We start from the raw sequence: 18,282 nt of genomic DNA on the forward strand, positions 1-18,282 counted from the left end.
GTCGATTTAAAGACGCTTACGCTTCAACGAAAACTCTCACGACTGAAAACAACTGATGTAGTTATCGATTGTTTTCCTGAAGTGTGCCCTTGCTGTGCCCAGTCAGATATCGATATTCAAGGTGGTCCTTACTACCGCCATCAGGTCTTTGATATTCCAAAACCCAGTGTTGATATCACTGAATACCGTTTATTTTCAGGTTAATGCCGCCACTGTAAAGAAACAGTAAAAGCTCAAAAGCCCGACAATGCATCACAAGGTATTATCGGTCCATCTTCTTCAGGTAAAACCTCTTTGGCGCGTGCCTTGGTTGGCTTCTGGAAACCGGCAAACGGTGAGGTACGTCTGGGGGGGGGGCTGATTTGCATCAATATGAAAGTGACAGGCTGGGGCATTTGCTCGGTTATCTGCCTTAGGATATGAAAGTGTTCTCAGGTACGGTGGCAGAAAACATCGCACGTTTTGCAGAAAATGTCGACTCAGTTGAAGTTATCAACGCCAGCAAACTGGCTGCGGCGCATGAATTGGTGCTGGGCCTGCCTAAAGGTTATGACACTCAAGTCAGTGCGTGCGGTAAACTGTCAGGGGGGCAGCTTCAGCGTATCGGTTTGGCAAGAGCCTTTTATGGTGATCCTGTCATGCTGGTACTTGATGAGCCAAATTCTAGCCTGGATGAAGCGGGTGTCACGGCTGTGAATCAGGCAATTGCGAATGCGCGTTAACAAGGAAAAATTGTTCTAGTGATCTCACACCGGCCTTCAGCTTTGGCGGAATGTAACAAAGTCCTGATGCTTGATGATGGTCAGATGCGTGCCTTCGGACCGCGTGAAAAAGTGCTAAACCAGGTGGTCAGGCCGATGAGAAAAAGTAGTTAGGTATATGCAGGAAAATGCGATGACATCAGAATATCACTCAACAAAAAGCCATCTTGTCAAAGGTCTATTGGTGCTGCTGTTTGGTATCGGCGGTTTTGTGTTCTGGTCCCTGACAAGCAAAATCGAAGGAGCCATCGTTGCCTCTGGACAGGTCACCGTTGAAGCCAAACGCCAAGCGGTTCAACACCCCGATGGTGGTTTGGTTACTGAGTTACATGTTAAAGAAGGTTCGTCGGTTGAAGCTGGTGCACCTTTATTGACACTGGACGGCACAGAGCTCAATACGCAACAAGCGGTGCTGCAAAGAAAGATTGTTGAAACCCGTGCACGTATCGAACGGCTGTTTGCCGAAATCAAACAAGCCGAGGGGATTGGATTCAGCGATACGCTGCACTCGATGGGTGAAAATATTGAAGATATGCAAAGCATTTTGCAGAATGAACGACTACTGTTTGCAGCTCGCCGTACTATCATGCAGCAGACACATGCTCAACTTAAAGCAGTAGGCATGTACGCAAAGGATTATTTTCGGGTTGACGCGTCAACTCAGAGCCACCAGAAAGCAGCTCAGATTGATCAATGAAGATTTGCAAGCACAAGAAAGCCTGCGCGCGCAGAACTTTACCTCAAAAACGCAAGTTAGCGCTTTGCGCCGGGAAGTGACAGAACATGAAGGGGAACTTGGTAAGTTGGAAGCCAGCATTGCTGAAGCGCAAACACCATTGCCGGTTATGAAATTGAATGGTTGCGTCAAAAAGCTGCCTTTCAGGAAGAGGCGCAAAGCCAGTTGCATGAAATGCAACTGCATGAAGCCGAATTGCGTGAAAATCTTGAACTGTTAATAATCAAGGCCGGGCAGCTTGTGTTGCGTGCGCCGATGACAGGAAGAGTGTTGGCGCTGTCGGCCAATACGATCGGTGGTGTAATTCCAGCGGGTGCTGAAATTGCCTCTATTTAAGGTAAGGAATCTCAATGTTTCCTGACCTGAACAATCGCGGCATAACTCACGTCAGAATGAGTCCCGGACAGACCTAACTTCTGCTCTACAATCTAAACACGGATGTTTGTTGAACACTTTCATGCTGTTTTCGCTATTTCAGATATACCCATCCTGTGAAACGCCTAAATTGACCTGATTTGGGCTTGAACCAGAGCATGGTGGACCAGCTCTGACAGCGGCTCCCCAGCCCTAAAGCGAAGAAACGTTAAACGGTGCCCACAAAGAATGCACTCAAACGGATCAACCTTCACATACCCTTTCAGCATAGCTGCGTAACCGGGCATTTCAGGTGCGTCTTTAGGTGCGACACCCAAGGCACCGTAGACCTTAGGGAGCATCTCACCACGACGTCGGTTTGATAGAAAACCGAAGTATCGAATCATTTTGAAGTGCTTATCTGGAATATGCTCAATCATGCGCTCTATCAGAGCTTCTGGACTCAAAATGAGGGATTCCGTTCGACCATTTCTATGGTTGAGGTAATCAAACGTCACCAAGCCTCCCTGGAAGTTATGTCGTAAACGCGACGCCGATATCGGTGGCCGTTTTAGGTATCGACCCAGGTAAGTCATGGTTGGCGTCACGTTGGCTGTTTTCTTTGCAAAGTGCAGCTTCCATCGACGGCAATATTGGCTGGTTAAAAATCGGGACCAATCTTGCTCATTACGAATGAAAGGGCAGTCCTCTCCACTCAAGTCTAACTCTGAGTAATTGGAGCTGAGAAGTTGAGTGATGGCACCGCGCCAACACTTCTCAGTGGTCTTAGCTTTAAAGAAAATCGGCTTCCATAGACCAGTCTTCTTACATAAACCCCCACGGGAGACAGACAAATGGATGTGCACATTCCAATTCAGCTTTCTGCCGTAGGTATGAAGTGCACAGAACACGCCAATATCGATATCGAGTTGCTTTGCCCATCCTAAGAAGATTTTGGCTGCGCAGCTAAAGAGATGATTGAGAAGAAAACGATTATCCCGAAAGATGGGCCACAACGTGTGTGGTAGCGTCAACGTAACGTGTTGATACTCACACTCAGGAAAGACATGTTGTTGCTTTCGTATCCACCGCTCTGTGGCTTTTATGCCACAACTGCTGCAAAAGCGAGATTTACACGTCTGGTGAATGTATTTGTGATGGGTGCAGTCAGCATGAGTGCATCGATACTCTTTAGAGCCAAAAGCAGCGGTACTGCAAGCGAGCATCTTGGTGACGTTTTCAATGACGACGGTTCGGAGGGTTTCTCGGTACTTATTGAGGTAGTTCAGCCAAGTATCGTTGGCATTGAAGAGTTGTTTGATGGGCTTATTCGGATGCATGACCTATAGGATAAACGATCCATGTAAAGCACCCTAGTAGGTTGAGTCTCTTTGTTTTCGGCCGTAGGCCGCTCAGGCGACACCGTCGCCGGTTCAGATGTTACAACGCTCAAGTTGGTGAAATCATGGCGAATGTTAAAGCCATAAACAAAGTCATAGGACTAGGTATGCCCGTAAGAAACTAACGGTAAGTTATACATGGCGTCGTTGATCTTCTGCCTGATTTGATCAACAACGCCCTTCTTTTACCCTCGTAAACAGAACCATACGAATGTTTCTTGTATTTACTTTAGACACTTAGAGGGACTTGAATTGATAGATCAAATGTCATTAGATGTTCAGTATTTATCATAAATACGACCTCTATTTTTCATAACTTAGAGTAGCAGCTCCCAGCGAATATCAGTTAACATAGTTCTTGGCATGGTATTGTTTATAGTTTAACTTTTAGCGAAGGACATTATAACTCGTTACCATGCTATTCAAAAAAAATTCACAAAAGATCAACATGCCCTAGTTAAATTATGAAAAAAATATTTAAAACTTTACCTTTTATCGCAGCGGTATTTTCTGGATTTTCCAACGCAGCTATTGGTAATTATAAGGTGGTTCTTATCCACGGTTTCCAGCCTGAACAATTACAAACCAAACCTTCAGGCTCTCAAGTTGAAAAAGAGGGCGCTGATTACTGGAAAGACTACTGGATGCAATATGCCGACGCCCGGATCGACTGGCCTTCACATGAGCGCATAGAAGGAAAAATAACTAGCGACTATGTATGGCCGAAGCTTCAAGAATTATCGAGAAGAGGTACTTGCCAGCAAGGTTGTATCTTTGTGACTCACTCTACAGGAGATCTTGTCGCCAGGTATCTTCTCGACAACCAAGAGAATTGGTTAACAAATGCAGACCTTTCTCCACTCAATATTGTTGCAACTTTTGACTTCGCTGGAGCTGGCGGCGGTTCAGAGCTCGGTGATATCGCGGTTAATCTTACTGAAGGCTCTAACTGGACAAGTAGCGTTATTCGTAAAGCTATTTCATTCTGGCTCGGCGAAATACCGAACAAAAATAATGTCGGAGTCTTGAATGACCTTAAAGTATCAAATGCTCGCCAAATCGCGCGACTTCCAGATAACCGAATTCCGAGGATCCGCTTTGTTGGTAATGGTAGTGACTATTTTAAAATGACGGGAGTTTTACTACCAGGTAACGACGATGGTGTCGTTTCAGCGCACTCATCGTGCGGTTCTTCACTGCCTGGTCATTTTAACAGTTGTTCAACTAACTTAGCGATGGATGGAAAAGTCACGGTGCAAAGTAAAGGGGTTACAAGTTTGATGCCTAACCATTATCCCTTCATCATAGCCAACGGTTATAGCCATAGTGACCTGATAGGTGCAAAACATAAAGGGAAAGTTACTTCTGGTAATGCATCTCTTGTGCTAGCCGATGGGCAATCGGTAAAAGTTGAGAAGTATCAACAAAATGGATGGTTTGGATCTAAGTACGTTTATGTTGACGGTTCTCAGCAAGATACTGTATCCGAGATTGCAACAGGACTATGATTAAGTAAGTTCCCCAAAAAGTAAAGCCAAGCTGATTGGACGCTTGGCTCTTTATATGCCATAGAAGCTGATTAAAGAGGTTTAACTTGAACAATAAAAAATGCATTCTTCTTACTATAATTACAATGGTGAGTACAGCCGCTGTTATGATTTGGACGCATTTCCTCGATAAACAACAAGCTTTAGTTACGATAACAGTATCCGATGCTATAGAGGCGAATCAGAGACCCTCCTTAGATCTTGTGGAAAAAAAAGAAACGCCGTCAACTAATATTGCAACTAATAATACCTCCATTATAGATAACATTACTTCCACACAAGAGCTTAAGTTAATTGCTTCACAGCACGAGCAAGTTTTAAGATATCCACCGTATTCTCAACCGATCCTAGATAAAGAAAGTCCATTTTTAGACTGGAATCATTTCGAGGAAGTACCCGCTCCCGTTTTAGATGGAAAACATACCTCAACTCTAAGCCTAAAAAAATATCGACATTTCTTTCCTGATGAAATAGAAGTTAACTTAAAATCCTCTCTTGGGGTGATGACAGCTTTATTAGATGTTGAAGATGTGGTGAATAAAAAAAAGCTAGCCACTTTTTCAATGAAGGAATACGGGTGGCGTATTGTTCCAAAAAGTGATTGGCCAGAAGAATTAAGGCTGGTTGCTCATGTCAGCTTCGGGCAAGGTGACGATGTAATTAGTGCTGATTTACGCCTTTATCATTCTGTAGCAAGAATAATCGAAGTCGGAAGCAGTAGCTCAAACAATACAGATATGATTATTCCTATCAAATTGCAAATTGATAAAGCAGGTATCTACCGAGTCAGGGCCAATCTATATCAATTTAATGGCTCTCCTGTTGCGTCACTGATTATTAAGCAGTATTTATCGGAAGGGGAACAAACCGTTGATTTAAGAGCTTTTCACAGAGTCCTTACCGCAGGAGAATCAGAGTATGAGCTTCGTGATATCATGATAGAGCGGATGTCAGGCTTTCCTGGAGAAAAGGCACAGTATGGCCGAAGCCAAAAAATCGCCTATCCTATCGGTCTGTTCGATTCTAGTATTCTCTCTAATGAACCTTACACTATGAGTGACAAAGAGAGACAACAACTTGATTTTCTCAATCATAAATACAATTAACGTTTTTTTGAACAGGACAAGTTATCACTTCCGACAAAACGAGGCTCTTGAAAAATTTAGAGCATTAAATGCAAAGAACCGGCGACGGTGTCGTCTGAGCGGCCTACGGCCGAAAACAAAGAGACTCAACCTACTAGGATGCTTTACATGGATCGTTTATCCTATAGGTCATGCATCCGAATAAGCCCATCAAACAACTCTTCAATGCCAACGATACTTGGCTGAACTACCTCAATAAGTACGGCCCAGTTAACTTTGAACAACAAAATGTCGCTTAATGAAGGTAAGCGCTCCATAAAACCCGCATTCTAATCGCCTAGCGCGAAGAATAATATCAAGTCTCCAACCATGAGGAGATTTGAAATGGGAAAACGACACACTAATCAAGAATGGCAAACGCTCATCGAGCAGTCTGAATCGAGTTCATTGTCAACGCTTGCATTTTGTAAGCTTAATGAACTCAACCCCTCGACGTTTTATGCTAAGCGCCAGCAACTCAAAAAAGCAGATGTCTCTCAAGGCTTTGTACGGGCAGAGGTCGTCGAAAAGACAACGAAATATCAAGCTCAAATAGCCACCGCTAACATGACACTTCTCATCAATGATGTGGCGTTGAGCATTCCTCAAGGCACGCCCGCTGCCTACCTGGCAGAACTCATTGGAGCCTTGTCATGAAACATATGCTCAGCGCACCAGAGATTTATCTGTATCGTGAGAGTGTCGATTTTAGAAAGTCCATCAATGGCCTCGCGGCGATTATCGAAAGTGACACCGATTTACCCTTGGGAAGCGGCGCACTGTTCCTGTTCACCAATAAACAGCGCGACAAAATCAAAGTGCTGTACTGGGATAAAACTGGCTTTGCGCTTTGGTATAAACGCCTTGAAAAGCCAAGTATAAATGGCCTACAAAAGAGCAAAATGAAGTGTTTACCCTGACTCAATTCGAGCTTGATAGACTGCTTTCTGGCTTCACGATTATCGGCCATAAACCCGTTCAAATAAACGATTTTACAATGACTTAATCGATAATAAAGCCTTATCTACCAAGCGTTAACGGCATGATTTTTAGTATAGTAAATGCCATGAAAAAGACGCCAAATATTAACCCAGAAAGCCAAGATATTGCCGAGCTACAAGCGATGGTGAAAGCGCTGATGGCGTCAGAAAACCAATGGAAACAAGAGCGTCAATCTCTGCTTGAGCAACTCAAACTTGCTTTCGACCGCCAGTTCGCAAAACGCTCGGAGGCGTTAAAGCCTTACGATGAATCTCAAGGTGACCTCTTCAACGAAGTGGAATGTGAAGCCGCTAAGGGAGAGGTGGTTGAGGTAACAACGACCACAACGAAGAAGCGTGGTAAACGCAAGCCACTTCCAAAGACTTTGCCTCGTGAGGTTATCGAACTCGATTTAGACGACCATGAAAAACAGTGTGCATGCTGCCAACATAGTCTGCATAAAATCGGTGAAGACCGCAGTGAGAAACTTGAGTTCTCACCAGCCGTATCGTTCAAAAGCCAGCGCCCCAGAGCATCATCCCTAAAAGCTTCGCGACAGAAAGCTTGCTAGCCAACATCCATTCTTGGTAAATATCAATACGCAATGCCACTGTACCGCCAAGAGTCGCTATTTACTCAGTCGGGTATTGAGCTATCGCGAACTACTATGGCAAGGTGGGTTATCCAAGTCAGTGAGAAGTTCAAACCCCTCTATGCCGCCTTGAAAGAGCATCTACTCCAACAAGTGGTGGTTCAGGCGGATGAAACGCCGCTCAATGTCCTCAAAGAAGATAAACAGTGTTATATGTGGCTCTACTGCTCGGGCGCAGACTCGCCCGACGCCGCACTGCCGAATGTAAAGAATATCGTCTTGTACGATTATAAAAACAGTCGCGCGAGGGCATGCACTGTTGCCTTCTTGGGGGATTATAGTGGTTATCTGCAAACCGATGGCTATGGTGCCTATGATGGTCTTCATCACGTAACCAATGTTGGTTGCTTGGCACATGCACGGCGTAAGTTCATGGATGCTAAGAAGCTTCAAGGTAAAGGTAAGTCAGGCAAAGCAGGTAAAGCGCTAGCCAAAATCCAGAAGCTCTATGGGATAGAATCGCGCTTAAAAGGTGCGACTGTCGAAACACGAAAAGCAGAACGTCAACAACATGCCAAGCCGATACTGGATGAGCTGCACGACTGGATGACGTCTCAACAAGTAATAAGCTCTAGTCCATTAGGAAAAGCAATTAAGTATACGCTCGGCCAATGGCCGAAACTTATCCACTATATCGATGACGGTCATTTATCTATCGATAATAATCGTGCTGAACGCGCCATTAAACCGCTGGTCATTGGCAGAAAAAATTGCCTCTTCTCGAACACACCAAATGGTGCTGATGCGAGCGCGATGCTTTACAGTATCGTTGAGACAGCGAAAGCCAACGGCCTTATCCTCTACGACTACATGGTCAAGTGCATGAAAGAGCTCGCGAAAGCGGAGCCTGATATAGATGCGCTCATACCTTGGAACTTCAAACATTAACAACATCGCCCCGTGGGTTCATGGGGCGTTTACCTTTTATTCTCCTAAGGCCTCAAGCTCAGTTTCAAGCCAATCTCTTATAAAATTTATAGAGACAAAATAAGAATAACGTTCTAAATGAATAGCTTCATTCTTTTCAAGTAGAATCGGAGGTTCATAACCTATACCATGAATAACACCAACTAATTCTCCAGAACTGTTTATGACAGGTCCTCCGGACATTCCGGACATTTGAGGAGCTGTATTTAAGCTATAATTACATTCGGGATAAGTTGCAATTATGACATCAATAACATATATCCCTTCCCCTTTAACTATCTTTCCCGACATGTCATAACCATGGTTAGTCAGAGCTTCTCCAGAGCGTATCATTCCTAAACTCATCTTATTTCGATTCTGGTTATTTTCTTCAATTAATGCTACGTCACAAGTTGGATGGTAAGCGATAACATTACTATAGTCATACTTAGCCACATGTGCAGCCGTTAAACTTATGGAGTCTGTGATAGGAATTCCAGAACCATTCCCACCAAAGATGAAAGGTAGCAGTATTGGTAGATAGTTGATATCCGGTGGATTTTCATCAAAATGTAAATCACCGTTATGTACATGTAGACAACCTTGAATTAATAATAAACATGAAACAGTCCCACTAAAAAAAATTTTTTTTATCAGTAGTAAATTTCTTTTATTTCTAATTTTCAAACTGTGCAATATAAGAAATAAGACGTTTTTTAATTTGTAAATATTCAAATTGTTGATCATACACACCTCTCTTCATAATATTTTTAGCATAGTTTACCTCCCGATAACTTCCATATTTGGAAGGGAAATTGTAAGCGTCTACGAACCGACTCATTGACTTTCTAATTTCTACGCAGATACCGCCAACTAAGGCGGTATCTGTCGTTCGGGACCTCGTGGATTACATAATAGAATCTTCCTTAACTTTTTAGAGGTGTTTCGTAAACGCCCCATGAACCCACGGGGCGATGTTGTTAATATTTGAAGTTCCAAGGGAAAGGTCTAGATTACAATGGTCGGGTAGACGACACTTGTTACCAAGTGCCGTCCCCCTAAGAACCCAACGTGCAACTTTCACTGCACTAGGCTCAAGCCTTCACGAAGGCATCGTTTGATACCCAGCAACTTATAAAGCAGTGAGAATAGGCTCCTTCCAAGAGTTGCGAGCTTGCCTTTTTGACTTTCTCTTAGCCAAGTATTCTTGGTGTTGAGGGTCATATGGTGTCGCTGCACTTCGGATTTTTACATGCCTCTCGATCGGTACTTTGGCTATTTGGAAGAGATTGAACTGGCAATCCATATCCATGACCTTCTGCCAACCATGAAAATGCCATTGGCCTTTTCGGTTGACGAAGTATTTAAGGGCCACCCAAGTTTTGGATTTTGTCGGATGACGCCTCACTGCCCAGTGCCATAATGCAAGAAATAGCTTATGACCAACATATCCGAATACCTGTTTAGCCACGCAATGGCGATAATAATTAGCCCAACCCCTTACTTTCGGATTTATCAGTTTGATAAGATCGTTTACAGAGGTTGTTGCATGCTTTTTGATGAGTTCGCGCAGATTACTCAAGAACAGCAATGTGTTAGATTTACTCGGTTTAATGATCAATTTCCCTTTGTACTTCCTATGGTTGAATCCTAGAAAGTTAAAGCCGTTATCGATGTGTGTAATGTGCGTTTTCTCTTCGGATAATGTTAATCCTCTTTCCGCTAAAAAGTCAGCGTTCAACGGTTTAATATCGTTCTCCAACACTTCCTTTGAAGCGCAGGTGACGACGAAATCGTCGGCGTATCCGATGAAATTGGCTCTACTACCCTTTTTGAGGGCCGTAGACTTAATATGCTGCTCAAGTCCAGCAAGAGTCATTAGCATGAACCGGCGACGGTGTCGCCTGAGCGGCCTACGGCCGAAAACAAAGAGACTCAACCTACTAGGGCGCTTTGGATGAATCGTTTATCCTATAGGTCATGCATCCGAATAAGCCCATCAAACAACTCTTCAATGCCAACGATACTTGGCTGAACTACCTCAATAAGTACCGAGAAACCCTCCGAACCGTCGTCATTGAAAACGTCACCAAGATGCTCGCTTGCAGTACCGCTGCTTTTGGCTCTAAAGAGTATCGATGCACTCATGCTGACTGCACCCATCACAAATACATTCACCAGACGTGTAAATCTCGCTTTTGCAGCAGTTGTGGCATAAAAGCCACAGAGCGGTGGATACGAAAGCAACAACATGTCTTTCCTGAGTGTGAGTATCAACACGTTACGTTGACGCTACCACACACGTTGTGGCCCATCTTTCGGGATAATCGTTTTCTTCTCAATCATCTCTTTAGCTGCGCAGCCAAAATCTTCTTAGGATGGGCAAAGCAACTCGATATCGATATTGGCGTGTTCTGTGCACTTCATACCTACGGCAGAAAGCTGAATTGGAATGTGCACATCCATTTGTCTGTCACCCGTGGGGGTTTATGTAAGAAGACTGGTCTATGGAAGCCGATTTTCTTTAAAGCTAAGACCACTGAGAAGTGTTGGCGCGGTGCCATCACTCAACTTCTCAGCTCCAATTACTCAGAGTTAGACTTGAGTGGAGAGGACTGCCCTTTCATTCGTAATGAGCAAGATTGGTCCCGATTTTTAACCAGCCAATATTGCCGTCGATGGAAGCTGCACTTTGCAAAGAAAACAGCCAACGTGACGCCAACCATGACTTACCTGGGTCGATACCTAAAACGGCCACCGATATCGGCGTCGCGTTTACGACATAACTTCCAGGGAGGCTTGGTGACGTTTGATTACCTCAACCATAGGAATGGTCGAACGGAATCCCTCATTTTGAGTCCAGAAGCTCTGATAGAACGCATGATTGAGCATATTCCAGATAAGCACTTCAAAATGATTCGATACTTCGGTTTTCTATCAAACCGACGTCGTGGTGAGATGCTCCCTAAGGTCTACGGTGCCTTGGGTGTCGCACCTAAAGACGCACCTGAAATGCCCGGTTACGCAGCTATGCTGAAAGGGTATGTGAAGGTTGATCCGTTTGAGTGCATTCTTTGTGGGCACCGTTTAACGTTTCTTCGCTTTAGGGCTGGGGAGCCGCTGTCAGAGCTGGTCCACCATGCTCTGGTTCAAGCCCAAATCAGGTCAATTTAGGCGTTTCACAGGATGGGTGTATCTGAAATAGCGAAAACAGCATGAAAGTGTTCAACAAACATCCGTGTTTAGATTGTAGAGCAGAAGTTAGGTCTGTCCGGGACTCATTCTGACGTGAGTTATGCCGCGATTGTTCAGGTCAGGAAACATTGAGATTCCTTACCTTTCAAGCGGAGAGCCTTGCCCGAAGGGTAACGCCCAACTCAAGCTCATACCACAACGCAGCACTTAAAAGCCGCCTATCAAACCCTATAAGGCATAAATCCACAAAGTGGCACCATGACAAAGCAATATAATCAAACACAGAGCAAATGGGCGTACTGTGGTACTGAGAGCCGGTTTGACGACCGCTTGCGGTCGAGCCTTTGGCTCAACCTCTTTTAGCGCAGAAACCCAAGCGTACACAGCAATCACGAGGTAAAAAAAATGCCTCTAGGATAAGAGGCATTTCAGAAAACATATTTGTACATTAAACGTTGATATGACTACCAACCCAAAACGCGGCACCGGCTACCGTCGCAATCATCGCGAAGGCTGTTGCAATAATGAGATTTTTAACGGAACTCACCTCATTACGAACCCCCTGAATATCAGACTTCAACTCATTACGAACATCCTGAATTTCAGACTTCAGTTCATTACGAACCGTGTCGATTTTATCTGAAAGCTCATGACGAACAGCTTCGATCTTGTGATCGAGTTCTTTACGCGTATCATTTAACTGCTCTTGAGTGGCAGCATGCGCGGTAAGATTGATCAGCTCTTCAACGCTTAATGTGACTTTGCTTGATTCAGACATAGTAGAAACCTTATTTAATTGATTACAGTTTATAGCATTATGATGTGGAAGTCATTCACGCCAGAATAGGCGTGAATGAGAAACATTTTTCACTAATTAATGGTTATATCCAACCACGCTCCGCAAACGACACCACATCTTCAAAAGACACCACGAAGTGATCGAGTACTCGAATATCAACCAAGGCTAACGCGTCGGTCAGTCGTCGAGTAATACGTCGAGTAATACGTCGAGTAATACGTCGAGTAATACGTCGAGTAATACGTCGAGTAATACGTCGAGTAATACGTCGAGTAATACGTCGAGTAATACGTCGATCGGCTTGGCTGGGTGTGGCATCACCGCTGGGATGGTTATGATAAAAAATGACCGCGCTTGCATTTGTGGCCAGTGACTCTTTGACCACTTCACGCGGGTAAACGGATGCGGCGTCAATGGTGCCGTTAAACATCTCTTTTGTGCGTAAAACTCGATGCTGACTATCAAGAAATATCACCCCAAACACTTCGCTTTCATTGGAAGCGAGTGAAGTCTGACAAAATGACTTCACCAATTCAGGGGAATTGAGGGGCGTCTGCTCTGACACAAACAACTTAGATTTTAAAATGCTCGCGGCATGGTTCAAGATATCTTTTTCTTCGACTGAGAAGAGGCTGTGATTCGAGTAGTTAGCAAGTACAGACATAATAGATCCCTTTTAATATTTAAAGTCGTGATGGGTGGCGTCAGTTGGTGTTATTAGCCATACAAGCTAGTTAAAAAATCTGTCGCTATGGCTTGATGCTTAGCGGTCGTTTCAACGTTTTTCTCTTCTTTTTTCGCGTAGGCGTAATCTTCCCGCATCTGTTTTACCGTCGTCACTCGGTCACATACGCTAATGCTCACCCCTTTTCCTTTTAGGCTTTCTTCCAAGACCAAAGAGTCGGTATAGCCAAACTCCTTAAGTAAAATCTCATGCACTTTGACCGCTCGAACCGTCGAATTAAAGTCAGTGGAATTTACCCAGATAAGTCTTTTTGAAATAGTCGCTGAAACGGTCGAGCGCACAGCACGTTCAACGATCGGACTAGAGACATCATTTTTTGGTGAGCTTTCGTGCCCAGCGGCGAAACGCTGGTCGCTGAGTATGGGTTTAGAGAGAGTTGGGCTTGAGTGTCGTTGTGCCATGAGGAGTTCCCTTTTTGTTTGAGTATCACTTTTATGGAGCCGCTTGGCTGTCCCTACCTCAAACAGGGTTCTTCTCTGCAGGGGCGCGCAGCGTTCATTTACCCTTGCAGATAAGGTTCTGATTGAGGAGGGTTAACAGCCTGCGAGCCCCATAAAATGATGCGAGTCGAAAGGGAAATCGGCACATAAGACAACACGCCCTTACTCGAACTTAACCAATGTCAGTGAAAAGAGTGAGGAGGCACGACGAACAGTAACGAGGAAGAATGACGAGGCGCAACGAACGCAGTGAGAGAAGTGCGTTCAGGATTGAAGCGATATCCTTTGAGATAGGGGCTGTAGAGAGGCACATCCTGGGGCGGCACGCAGTGACTCACCAGGGTGATGCCACTCTTAGGCCATAACTGAAAGATACGAGCGGAAAGCCTGGCCGCGAAGCGGCAACGCCCGACGAAAGAGAAAGGGACACTTTATCGACCAAAGATACTCAAACCTTTGTCAGTAATACGCCAATAAATTTTTGCAGAGTTGCGGCCAAAACTATTACCAAATACAACCTCACCATCTTTATTGAGCACTCTTCTTTCTACAAATCCAGCGTCTAACAAAGCATAGAGCGCTTTGTGTGAATTACTCAGACTTGGAACATCGAGAAGGTTACTTTTCAGAGAGTTGGCTTCAAAGAACACCTTACCTTCATCATCACGATCTCTTTCTACCTTCCCTTTGTCCAGGTCTTGTTCACAAAGATTCATTAACGTTAGGAACTGAAAGCATAGAGAAACCCTAGTTAGCTGAGACATTTCCTGAAGGTTTTTGGTATAAGTTTCAAATTTTACACTCATGATTCACTCTCTTGTTTCATCTGTTGTATATCACGCACGGCTTCGACACATACCTTAAGCCACGCAAAGCCTAACTCTCCTTCTAGATTCACCGGCAGTTCTTTTGACAACTCATCATAATCTGGTTCATCACCACCACGTTCACGAACGAACATGGCAATCATTGCGAACCATTCAGACTGTTTAGTTGGTGCCCAACCTAGCTCCATCAAGCAAAGGTAAGCAGACTTAGCCAACCACTGCGGTAAATGTTTATACTTTTCTGGCTGATATACGCGGTTTCTCAACCAGTCAGCAGTCATAGACTCTTTATCAGTAAGTTGAAACTTCTTGGCCATATCAAAGAGCATTGCTGCACTTTTTTCTCGATCTTCTCTCGATTTTTCTACGGCATTTAGAAAAGCCACAACCAATGTTCTGTACTCGCCTTTTAGGCGTTCATTGTAATTATCAATTTTCATTTTTTTTCCATTCGTCAAAAACGTATCACTTAGTTTTACGTTAGCGACTTTGATTCTTTATCGGCTTCTAGAGCAATATTGAGCCAAGACCCAATAGCCCTCTCCCACTCCTTGGTAACAGTGTGTCCGTTTAGAAGTAAGTATCGTGCCGCGATGGCTTTGCTTAGGTCGTCATGTGGCCGCCACTCTTTTTCAACCAGGTAATCGAAAGCTGCACGGCATGCCCACTGCGGTGCTTTTTTAGCTTTAACCCAACATTTCAAAGATTCACCAGGAGGGGCGTGCCTAACGGTTATATATTTTCTATCAGTTGCTATTTTAGTTAGACACTCTGCTGCCTGAGTGCTCGTTCCATCGAACTGATAAGAAAACCATTTAATCAAATAGGCTCGCTTGGGATTAACCACGCGAGCCAAAGTATTTTTAGCTGTCATATCAAGTTATGTGGTAACCAATCAGATCAATATCTGACACGGATACACTCCGTGCCTCTGGACTACCGTCTAGCAACACCATGAGTTCTCCATCTTCAGTATCCCCTGAGATATCGATAACACCGTATGCACCATCAACTTTCACTCGAATCGCTTTAGGACTAGCTTTAGCTTTGCGATCTTTTTTTGCAGGAACTCGGCTAGTTGGCCCGCTTTCTGAAGCGCCAACGGTGTTACCGCTTTTGAGTTCTCTTGTCAGTTCTTGCGCTTGTTTACGTGAAACACCATCTCCACTAGAAAGCATGCTTTCTGTAGCTTTAGGATCTAAGTCGTGAGCAATTCGAAGTGAGTTGATTGTATCGACGTCACCAATGGTCCCCTCACTGTAAGCCTTTATCACAACTTCAGGTGCTTCAATCGCCTTTAAGTATGCGCTGACTTTAGGTGTGGAAATACCAAGTTTCTTGGCCACGCCCTTATTATCAAGGTCATGCTCTTTCTTACCTTGCTCGATGGCCATGCCGATTTCAAAAGGCGTCAAATCCTCACGAATGATATTTTCAGCAAGTTGGCCCCAGATGGAACCAGGCGCACGCACGAGACAATCTAAATGCGTGATCTTGTCACTCATCTTAGCGCCTCTCCAACGGCGCTCTCCCTTTTGAATACAGTAACCACGAGAATCACGTTCACTGACAACAATAGGTTGGATTTGCCCTTCTTGCTCCAAGCTAAAAGCCATTTCTTCAATACTTTCGGCATTAAAGTTCTTTCTTACTTGTTCGGTACTGTAAATATCTGTCTTAGGAATTCGGACTATCTGTTCACCAGGGAGTATCTGGACGGCCGATTCATCTAACAGGTCGACGCCTTCTAATGCTTTAGCTCTTTCTCTTAAGCTCATGCACTCATCTCCAAACGAGTTTGAAATTCATCGACAAAGGCATTAAATCCAAAGTCTTCAGCATGCTTAGGGGAGAACTCGACCAATGCTTGCCCTGTTTCAATCGCCTCGGAAACACGAACGGTTTTATATAGTTTGTTTTCAAAAACCAATGATGGGTAATGTTTTCGTAAGTCGTGCTCTTTCTCAGCTTGGTTCTTAGGCGCTGGTCGCTCGGCAAGATTGATAACGATACCGATAATTTCAAGGTCTGGATTTAGGCGCTTTTTAATTTGGGCTTGTGTCGTCATCACCTTATCGACACCTTTAATGGATTGTCCTTGAGCCTGAGAGACAATCAAACCTTTGTTAGATACAGCTAACGCTGTGTGTTGTAATGCACCAACGCTAGGCGGACAGTCAATAAATATGTAGTCGTAGTTATCTTTAATAGCATCTAAGCTGTCAGCGAAGTCAAACATGTTGTCTTGGGTTACGCTAGCTAACTTTTTCGAACTGCTCATAACATGAATATTCTCATTCACGGCATACGGTTTGGCTTCTACAACGCCGCTAAACATGTACATAACATTGCTTGGGTGCTCGCCACTTTCAAAACCCTCCATTGAGGCAAGTTCTGGGGCTAATGCTTCACCTAAGTTATTTTGAGGGTCGAAGTCCAAAAACAGACAACGCTTGCCTTGTAAGGCAAGTGTTTTTCCTAGATTGACACATACTGACGTTTTACCCACGCCACCTTTTTGGTTTGCTATACAAATGATAGTGCTCATTGTTGATACTCCTTTGAGAATGGCGTTAACGCCTGATTACCTAAGTCATATTACGCTTTGAAAATAAAAAGTCAATAGGGAAATATATAATTTTGCATGCAAAATTGATGAGTTACAGTAACCACTCTTAACCAATTCACAAGTGAAAATTTCAATATATCGACTTACCATAGCTCATGTATCGAAGACTGCTGCATGCAAACTTCCAAATCGAATTTTGCATGCAAAACTGCCCATCCTTATCTTATTTGGAAAACTGCAATTTGAGGTCATTGTGCAAAAATACCTTTAGGAATTTTGCATGCAAAACCTTTAAAGGTTTTTTGTATCAGGTTTTATTAAATCACCTACTACAGTCTAGGCTACACCATCAATACAATTAAGAGACAAGAAAACATTAATAGATACCTTTCCACCATATAGTCTTACCAAGGGAGTAGGGAACAAAAGGGGAGGGGAGGTAGGAAAGTGTTAATTGACAGTTTAGGCTACACCATAGGTCAAAAGTGGGTTTAACAACTTAAAGGGCAAAGGCAATAATTACAGTTTAGGCTACACCACTATGACTACGTACTGCCCATAAAGGTATCAACGAAATATGCAAACTGCCGACTGAAGAAGCCGATTAAAATTTTGCATGCAAAATTTGAAGCTTGTATATCACATCCAAGATGCAGTCTGTGCTACACCAACAAGTTGAACGAAGCAACCATATAGAGAAATGAACATTAATAACAGATTGAATAAATTGAGGTTTACATAAGTAACTTGCCGCAACCATGGTAGATACTGTGGGTAATAGATGGCTGGTTTGCAGTCTGCGCTACACCAAAATAAGCCTGCACAACATATGAGTACAAAAAAAGGATAGCGGCCAATAGCAAATAATAGGGGGAACAGAAGCTCATTGTACGACTAGAGCGCTAAATTTGTGGCATTGGCTAAGCATAAAGTGTCCATTTGCAGTTTATGCTACACAAAATATATTTGAATAAGCAGTAATGGCTACACTTTCGGAAGTTAGAACAGACTAGATGGTTATAGAGGGGCCAATTTTTGCGATGAAATCATATGCAAAATACAGTCTGCGCTACACAACACTCGTGCCAGCTAGACTCATAGGAGAATTAAGCATCACCAGTCTTTGCTACACCTCATAGTATAAAAAAACAACAATGCTAATTTATTCAATTACTTAAAGTGGAAAGCGAAATAGAGAATACAGTTAATGCTACACCCAAGGCTTACAATAAGACTCGGTATCAGA

Annotated in this window: 19 protein-coding genes and 4 pseudogenes; 11 read left to right on the forward strand and 12 right to left on the reverse strand. The window is 43.8% G+C overall.

Annotated elements, in window-relative coordinates:
- Window positions 1-24: 24 nt before the first annotated feature.
- The 5 genes and pseudogenes from ACMAZD_RS26030 to ACMAZD_RS26050 all read left to right on the forward strand — a co-directional run.
- Window positions 25-276, forward strand: a pseudogene (locus ACMAZD_RS26030) (IS66 family transposase); the annotation flags it as partial.
- 18 nt (window positions 277-294) lie between these two features.
- A complete protein-coding gene (locus ACMAZD_RS26035; RefSeq protein ID WP_435250628.1) occupies window positions 295-423 on the forward strand; it encodes a hypothetical protein in 129 nt (42 codons plus the stop codon).
- Entirely contained in the window at window positions 420-722 is a 303-nt protein-coding gene (locus ACMAZD_RS26040; protein WP_435250589.1) for an ATP-binding cassette domain-containing protein, read from the forward strand. The genes ACMAZD_RS26035 and ACMAZD_RS26040 overlap by 4 nt, the downstream gene beginning before the upstream one ends.
- Window positions 723-894: 172 nt before the next feature.
- Window positions 895-1,458 carry a biotin/lipoyl-binding protein gene (locus ACMAZD_RS26045; RefSeq protein WP_435250590.1) on the forward strand — a complete coding sequence of 188 codons (564 nt, stop codon included), beginning with the start codon at window positions 895-897 and terminating at the stop codon, window positions 1,456-1,458.
- A 162-nt stretch (window positions 1,459-1,620) separates the two neighbouring features.
- Window positions 1,621-1,833, forward strand: coding sequence for a hypothetical protein (locus ACMAZD_RS26050; protein ID WP_435250591.1), 213 nt, complete (start codon window positions 1,621-1,623; stop codon window positions 1,831-1,833).
- Window positions 1,834-1,997: 164 nt separating this feature from the next.
- On the opposite strand, the gene ACMAZD_RS26055 is transcribed toward ACMAZD_RS26050, so the two are convergent.
- Window positions 1,998-3,191, reverse strand: a complete 1,194-nt coding sequence (locus ACMAZD_RS26055; RefSeq protein ID WP_435250592.1) for an IS91 family transposase — start codon at window positions 3,189-3,191, stop codon at window positions 1,998-2,000.
- A 319-nt stretch (window positions 3,192-3,510) separates the two neighbouring features.
- A pseudogene (locus ACMAZD_RS26060) lies at window positions 3,511-3,616 on the reverse strand (IS5/IS1182 family transposase); the annotation flags it as partial.
- 99 nt (window positions 3,617-3,715) lie between these two features.
- On the opposite strand from ACMAZD_RS26060, the gene ACMAZD_RS26065 reads away from it, so the two are divergent.
- From ACMAZD_RS26065 to tnpC, 5 genes and pseudogenes are all read left to right on the forward strand, one after another.
- Window positions 3,716-4,759, forward strand: coding sequence for a hypothetical protein (locus ACMAZD_RS26065; RefSeq protein ID WP_435250593.1), 1,044 nt, complete (start codon window positions 3,716-3,718; stop codon window positions 4,757-4,759).
- Between the two features lie 86 nt (window positions 4,760-4,845).
- On the forward strand, window positions 4,846-5,904 hold the full coding sequence (locus ACMAZD_RS26070) for a hypothetical protein (RefSeq protein WP_435250594.1): 1,059 nt from the start codon (window positions 4,846-4,848) through the stop codon (window positions 5,902-5,904).
- A 363-nt stretch (window positions 5,905-6,267) separates the two neighbouring features.
- Entirely contained in the window at window positions 6,268-6,579 is a 312-nt protein-coding gene (tnpA, locus tag ACMAZD_RS26075) for an IS66 family insertion sequence element accessory protein TnpA (protein WP_435250595.1), read from the forward strand.
- Window positions 6,576-6,842, forward strand: coding sequence for an IS66 family insertion sequence element accessory protein TnpB (tnpB, locus tag ACMAZD_RS26080; protein WP_435250596.1), 267 nt, complete (start codon window positions 6,576-6,578; stop codon window positions 6,840-6,842). Before tnpA ends, tnpB begins: the two co-directional genes overlap by 4 nt.
- A gap of 146 nt (window positions 6,843-6,988) precedes the next feature.
- Window positions 6,989-8,443: pseudogene (gene tnpC / locus ACMAZD_RS26085) on the forward strand (IS66 family transposase).
- Between the two features lie 36 nt (window positions 8,444-8,479).
- Here the strand turns inward: tnpC and ACMAZD_RS26090 are convergent.
- Window positions 8,480-9,208 (reverse strand): trypsin-like peptidase domain-containing protein, encoded by a 729-nt coding sequence (locus ACMAZD_RS26090; protein WP_435250597.1) that lies wholly within the window; start codon window positions 9,206-9,208, stop codon window positions 8,480-8,482.
- Window positions 9,209-9,593: 385 nt separating this feature from the next.
- A pseudogene (locus tag ACMAZD_RS26095) lies at window positions 9,594-10,346 on the reverse strand (group II intron maturase-specific domain-containing protein); the annotation flags it as partial.
- Between the two features lie 95 nt (window positions 10,347-10,441).
- On the opposite strand from ACMAZD_RS26095, the gene ACMAZD_RS26100 reads away from it, so the two are divergent.
- The gene (locus tag ACMAZD_RS26100) at window positions 10,442-11,635 is read left to right on the forward strand and encodes an IS91 family transposase (RefSeq protein WP_435247018.1); all 1,194 of its coding nucleotides are present in this window, start codon (window positions 10,442-10,444) and stop codon (window positions 11,633-11,635) included.
- A 469-nt stretch (window positions 11,636-12,104) separates the two neighbouring features.
- Here ACMAZD_RS26100 and ACMAZD_RS26105 read toward each other — a convergent pair whose 3' ends face one another.
- The 8 genes from ACMAZD_RS26105 to ACMAZD_RS26140 form a co-directional block, all read right to left on the reverse strand.
- Window positions 12,105-12,434, reverse strand: a complete 330-nt coding sequence (locus tag ACMAZD_RS26105; protein ID WP_435250598.1) for a DUF1640 domain-containing protein — start codon at window positions 12,432-12,434, stop codon at window positions 12,105-12,107.
- A gap of 103 nt (window positions 12,435-12,537) precedes the next feature.
- Window positions 12,538-13,119 carry a JAB domain-containing protein gene (locus ACMAZD_RS26110; protein WP_435250599.1) on the reverse strand — a complete coding sequence of 194 codons (582 nt, stop codon included), beginning with the start codon at window positions 13,117-13,119 and terminating at the stop codon, window positions 12,538-12,540.
- A gap of 53 nt (window positions 13,120-13,172) precedes the next feature.
- Complete coding sequence (locus tag ACMAZD_RS26115) at window positions 13,173-13,601, reverse strand: hypothetical protein (RefSeq protein ID WP_435250600.1); 429 nt, start codon at window positions 13,599-13,601, stop codon at window positions 13,173-13,175.
- 470 nt (window positions 13,602-14,071) lie between these two features.
- Window positions 14,072-14,446 carry a hypothetical protein gene (locus tag ACMAZD_RS26120; RefSeq protein WP_137408109.1) on the reverse strand — a complete coding sequence of 125 codons (375 nt, stop codon included), beginning with the start codon at window positions 14,444-14,446 and terminating at the stop codon, window positions 14,072-14,074.
- Window positions 14,443-14,907 carry a hypothetical protein gene (locus ACMAZD_RS26125; protein ID WP_435250601.1) on the reverse strand — a complete coding sequence of 155 codons (465 nt, stop codon included), beginning with the start codon at window positions 14,905-14,907 and terminating at the stop codon, window positions 14,443-14,445. The genes ACMAZD_RS26120 and ACMAZD_RS26125 overlap by 4 nt, the downstream gene beginning before the upstream one ends.
- Before the next feature lie 35 nt (window positions 14,908-14,942).
- Window positions 14,943-15,290 (reverse strand): hypothetical protein, encoded by a 348-nt coding sequence (locus tag ACMAZD_RS26130; protein ID WP_435250602.1) that lies wholly within the window; start codon window positions 15,288-15,290, stop codon window positions 14,943-14,945.
- Window positions 15,291-15,342: 52 nt separating this feature from the next.
- Entirely contained in the window at window positions 15,343-16,245 is a 903-nt protein-coding gene (locus ACMAZD_RS26135) for a ParB/RepB/Spo0J family partition protein (RefSeq protein ID WP_435250603.1), read from the reverse strand.
- Entirely contained in the window at window positions 16,242-17,015 is a 774-nt protein-coding gene (locus tag ACMAZD_RS26140; protein WP_435250604.1) for a ParA family protein, read from the reverse strand. Before ACMAZD_RS26140 ends, ACMAZD_RS26135 begins: the two co-directional genes overlap by 4 nt.
- Window positions 17,016-18,282: the final 1,267 nt, after the last annotated feature.

The sequence above is a fragment of the Vibrio sp. nBUS_14 genome, assembly GCF_051201655.1.
Classification (GTDB): Bacteria; Pseudomonadota; Gammaproteobacteria; order Enterobacterales; family Vibrionaceae; genus Vibrio.

What these genes read in the sequence shown, in the direction of transcription:
- ACMAZD_RS26090 (WP_435250597.1), bottom strand. Translation starts at nt 9,208, where the DNA reads ATGATCAACAATTTGAATATTTACAAATTAAAAAACGTCTTATTTCTT.
- ACMAZD_RS26120 (WP_137408109.1), bottom strand. Translation starts at nt 14,446, where the DNA reads ATGAGTGTAAAATTTGAAACTTATACCAAAAACCTTCAGGAAATGTCT.
- ACMAZD_RS26105 (WP_435250598.1), bottom strand. Translation starts at nt 12,434, where the DNA reads ATGTCTGAATCAAGCAAAGTCACATTAAGCGTTGAAGAGCTGATCAAT.
- tnpB (WP_435250596.1), top strand. Translation starts at nt 6,576, where the DNA reads ATGAAACATATGCTCAGCGCACCAGAGATTTATCTGTATCGTGAGAGT.
- tnpA (WP_435250595.1), top strand. Translation starts at nt 6,268, where the DNA reads ATGGGAAAACGACACACTAATCAAGAATGGCAAACGCTCATCGAGCAG.
- ACMAZD_RS26140 (WP_435250604.1), bottom strand. Translation starts at nt 17,015, where the DNA reads ATGAGCACTATCATTTGTATAGCAAACCAAAAAGGTGGCGTGGGTAAA.
- ACMAZD_RS26135 (WP_435250603.1), bottom strand. Translation starts at nt 16,245, where the DNA reads ATGAGCTTAAGAGAAAGAGCTAAAGCATTAGAAGGCGTCGACCTGTTA.
- ACMAZD_RS26125 (WP_435250601.1), bottom strand. Translation starts at nt 14,907, where the DNA reads ATGAAAATTGATAATTACAATGAACGCCTAAAAGGCGAGTACAGAACA.
- ACMAZD_RS26110 (WP_435250599.1), bottom strand. Translation starts at nt 13,119, where the DNA reads ATGTCTGTACTTGCTAACTACTCGAATCACAGCCTCTTCTCAGTCGAA.
- ACMAZD_RS26065 (WP_435250593.1), top strand. Translation starts at nt 3,716, where the DNA reads ATGAAAAAAATATTTAAAACTTTACCTTTTATCGCAGCGGTATTTTCT.
- ACMAZD_RS26045 (WP_435250590.1), top strand. Translation starts at nt 895, where the DNA reads ATGACATCAGAATATCACTCAACAAAAAGCCATCTTGTCAAAGGTCTA.
- ACMAZD_RS26055 (WP_435250592.1), bottom strand. Translation starts at nt 3,191, where the DNA reads ATGCATCCGAATAAGCCCATCAAACAACTCTTCAATGCCAACGATACT.
- ACMAZD_RS26115 (WP_435250600.1), bottom strand. Translation starts at nt 13,601, where the DNA reads ATGGCACAACGACACTCAAGCCCAACTCTCTCTAAACCCATACTCAGC.
- ACMAZD_RS26040 (WP_435250589.1), top strand. Translation starts at nt 420, where the DNA reads ATGAAAGTGTTCTCAGGTACGGTGGCAGAAAACATCGCACGTTTTGCA.
- ACMAZD_RS26100 (WP_435247018.1), top strand. Translation starts at nt 10,442, where the DNA reads ATGCATCCGAATAAGCCCATCAAACAACTCTTCAATGCCAACGATACT.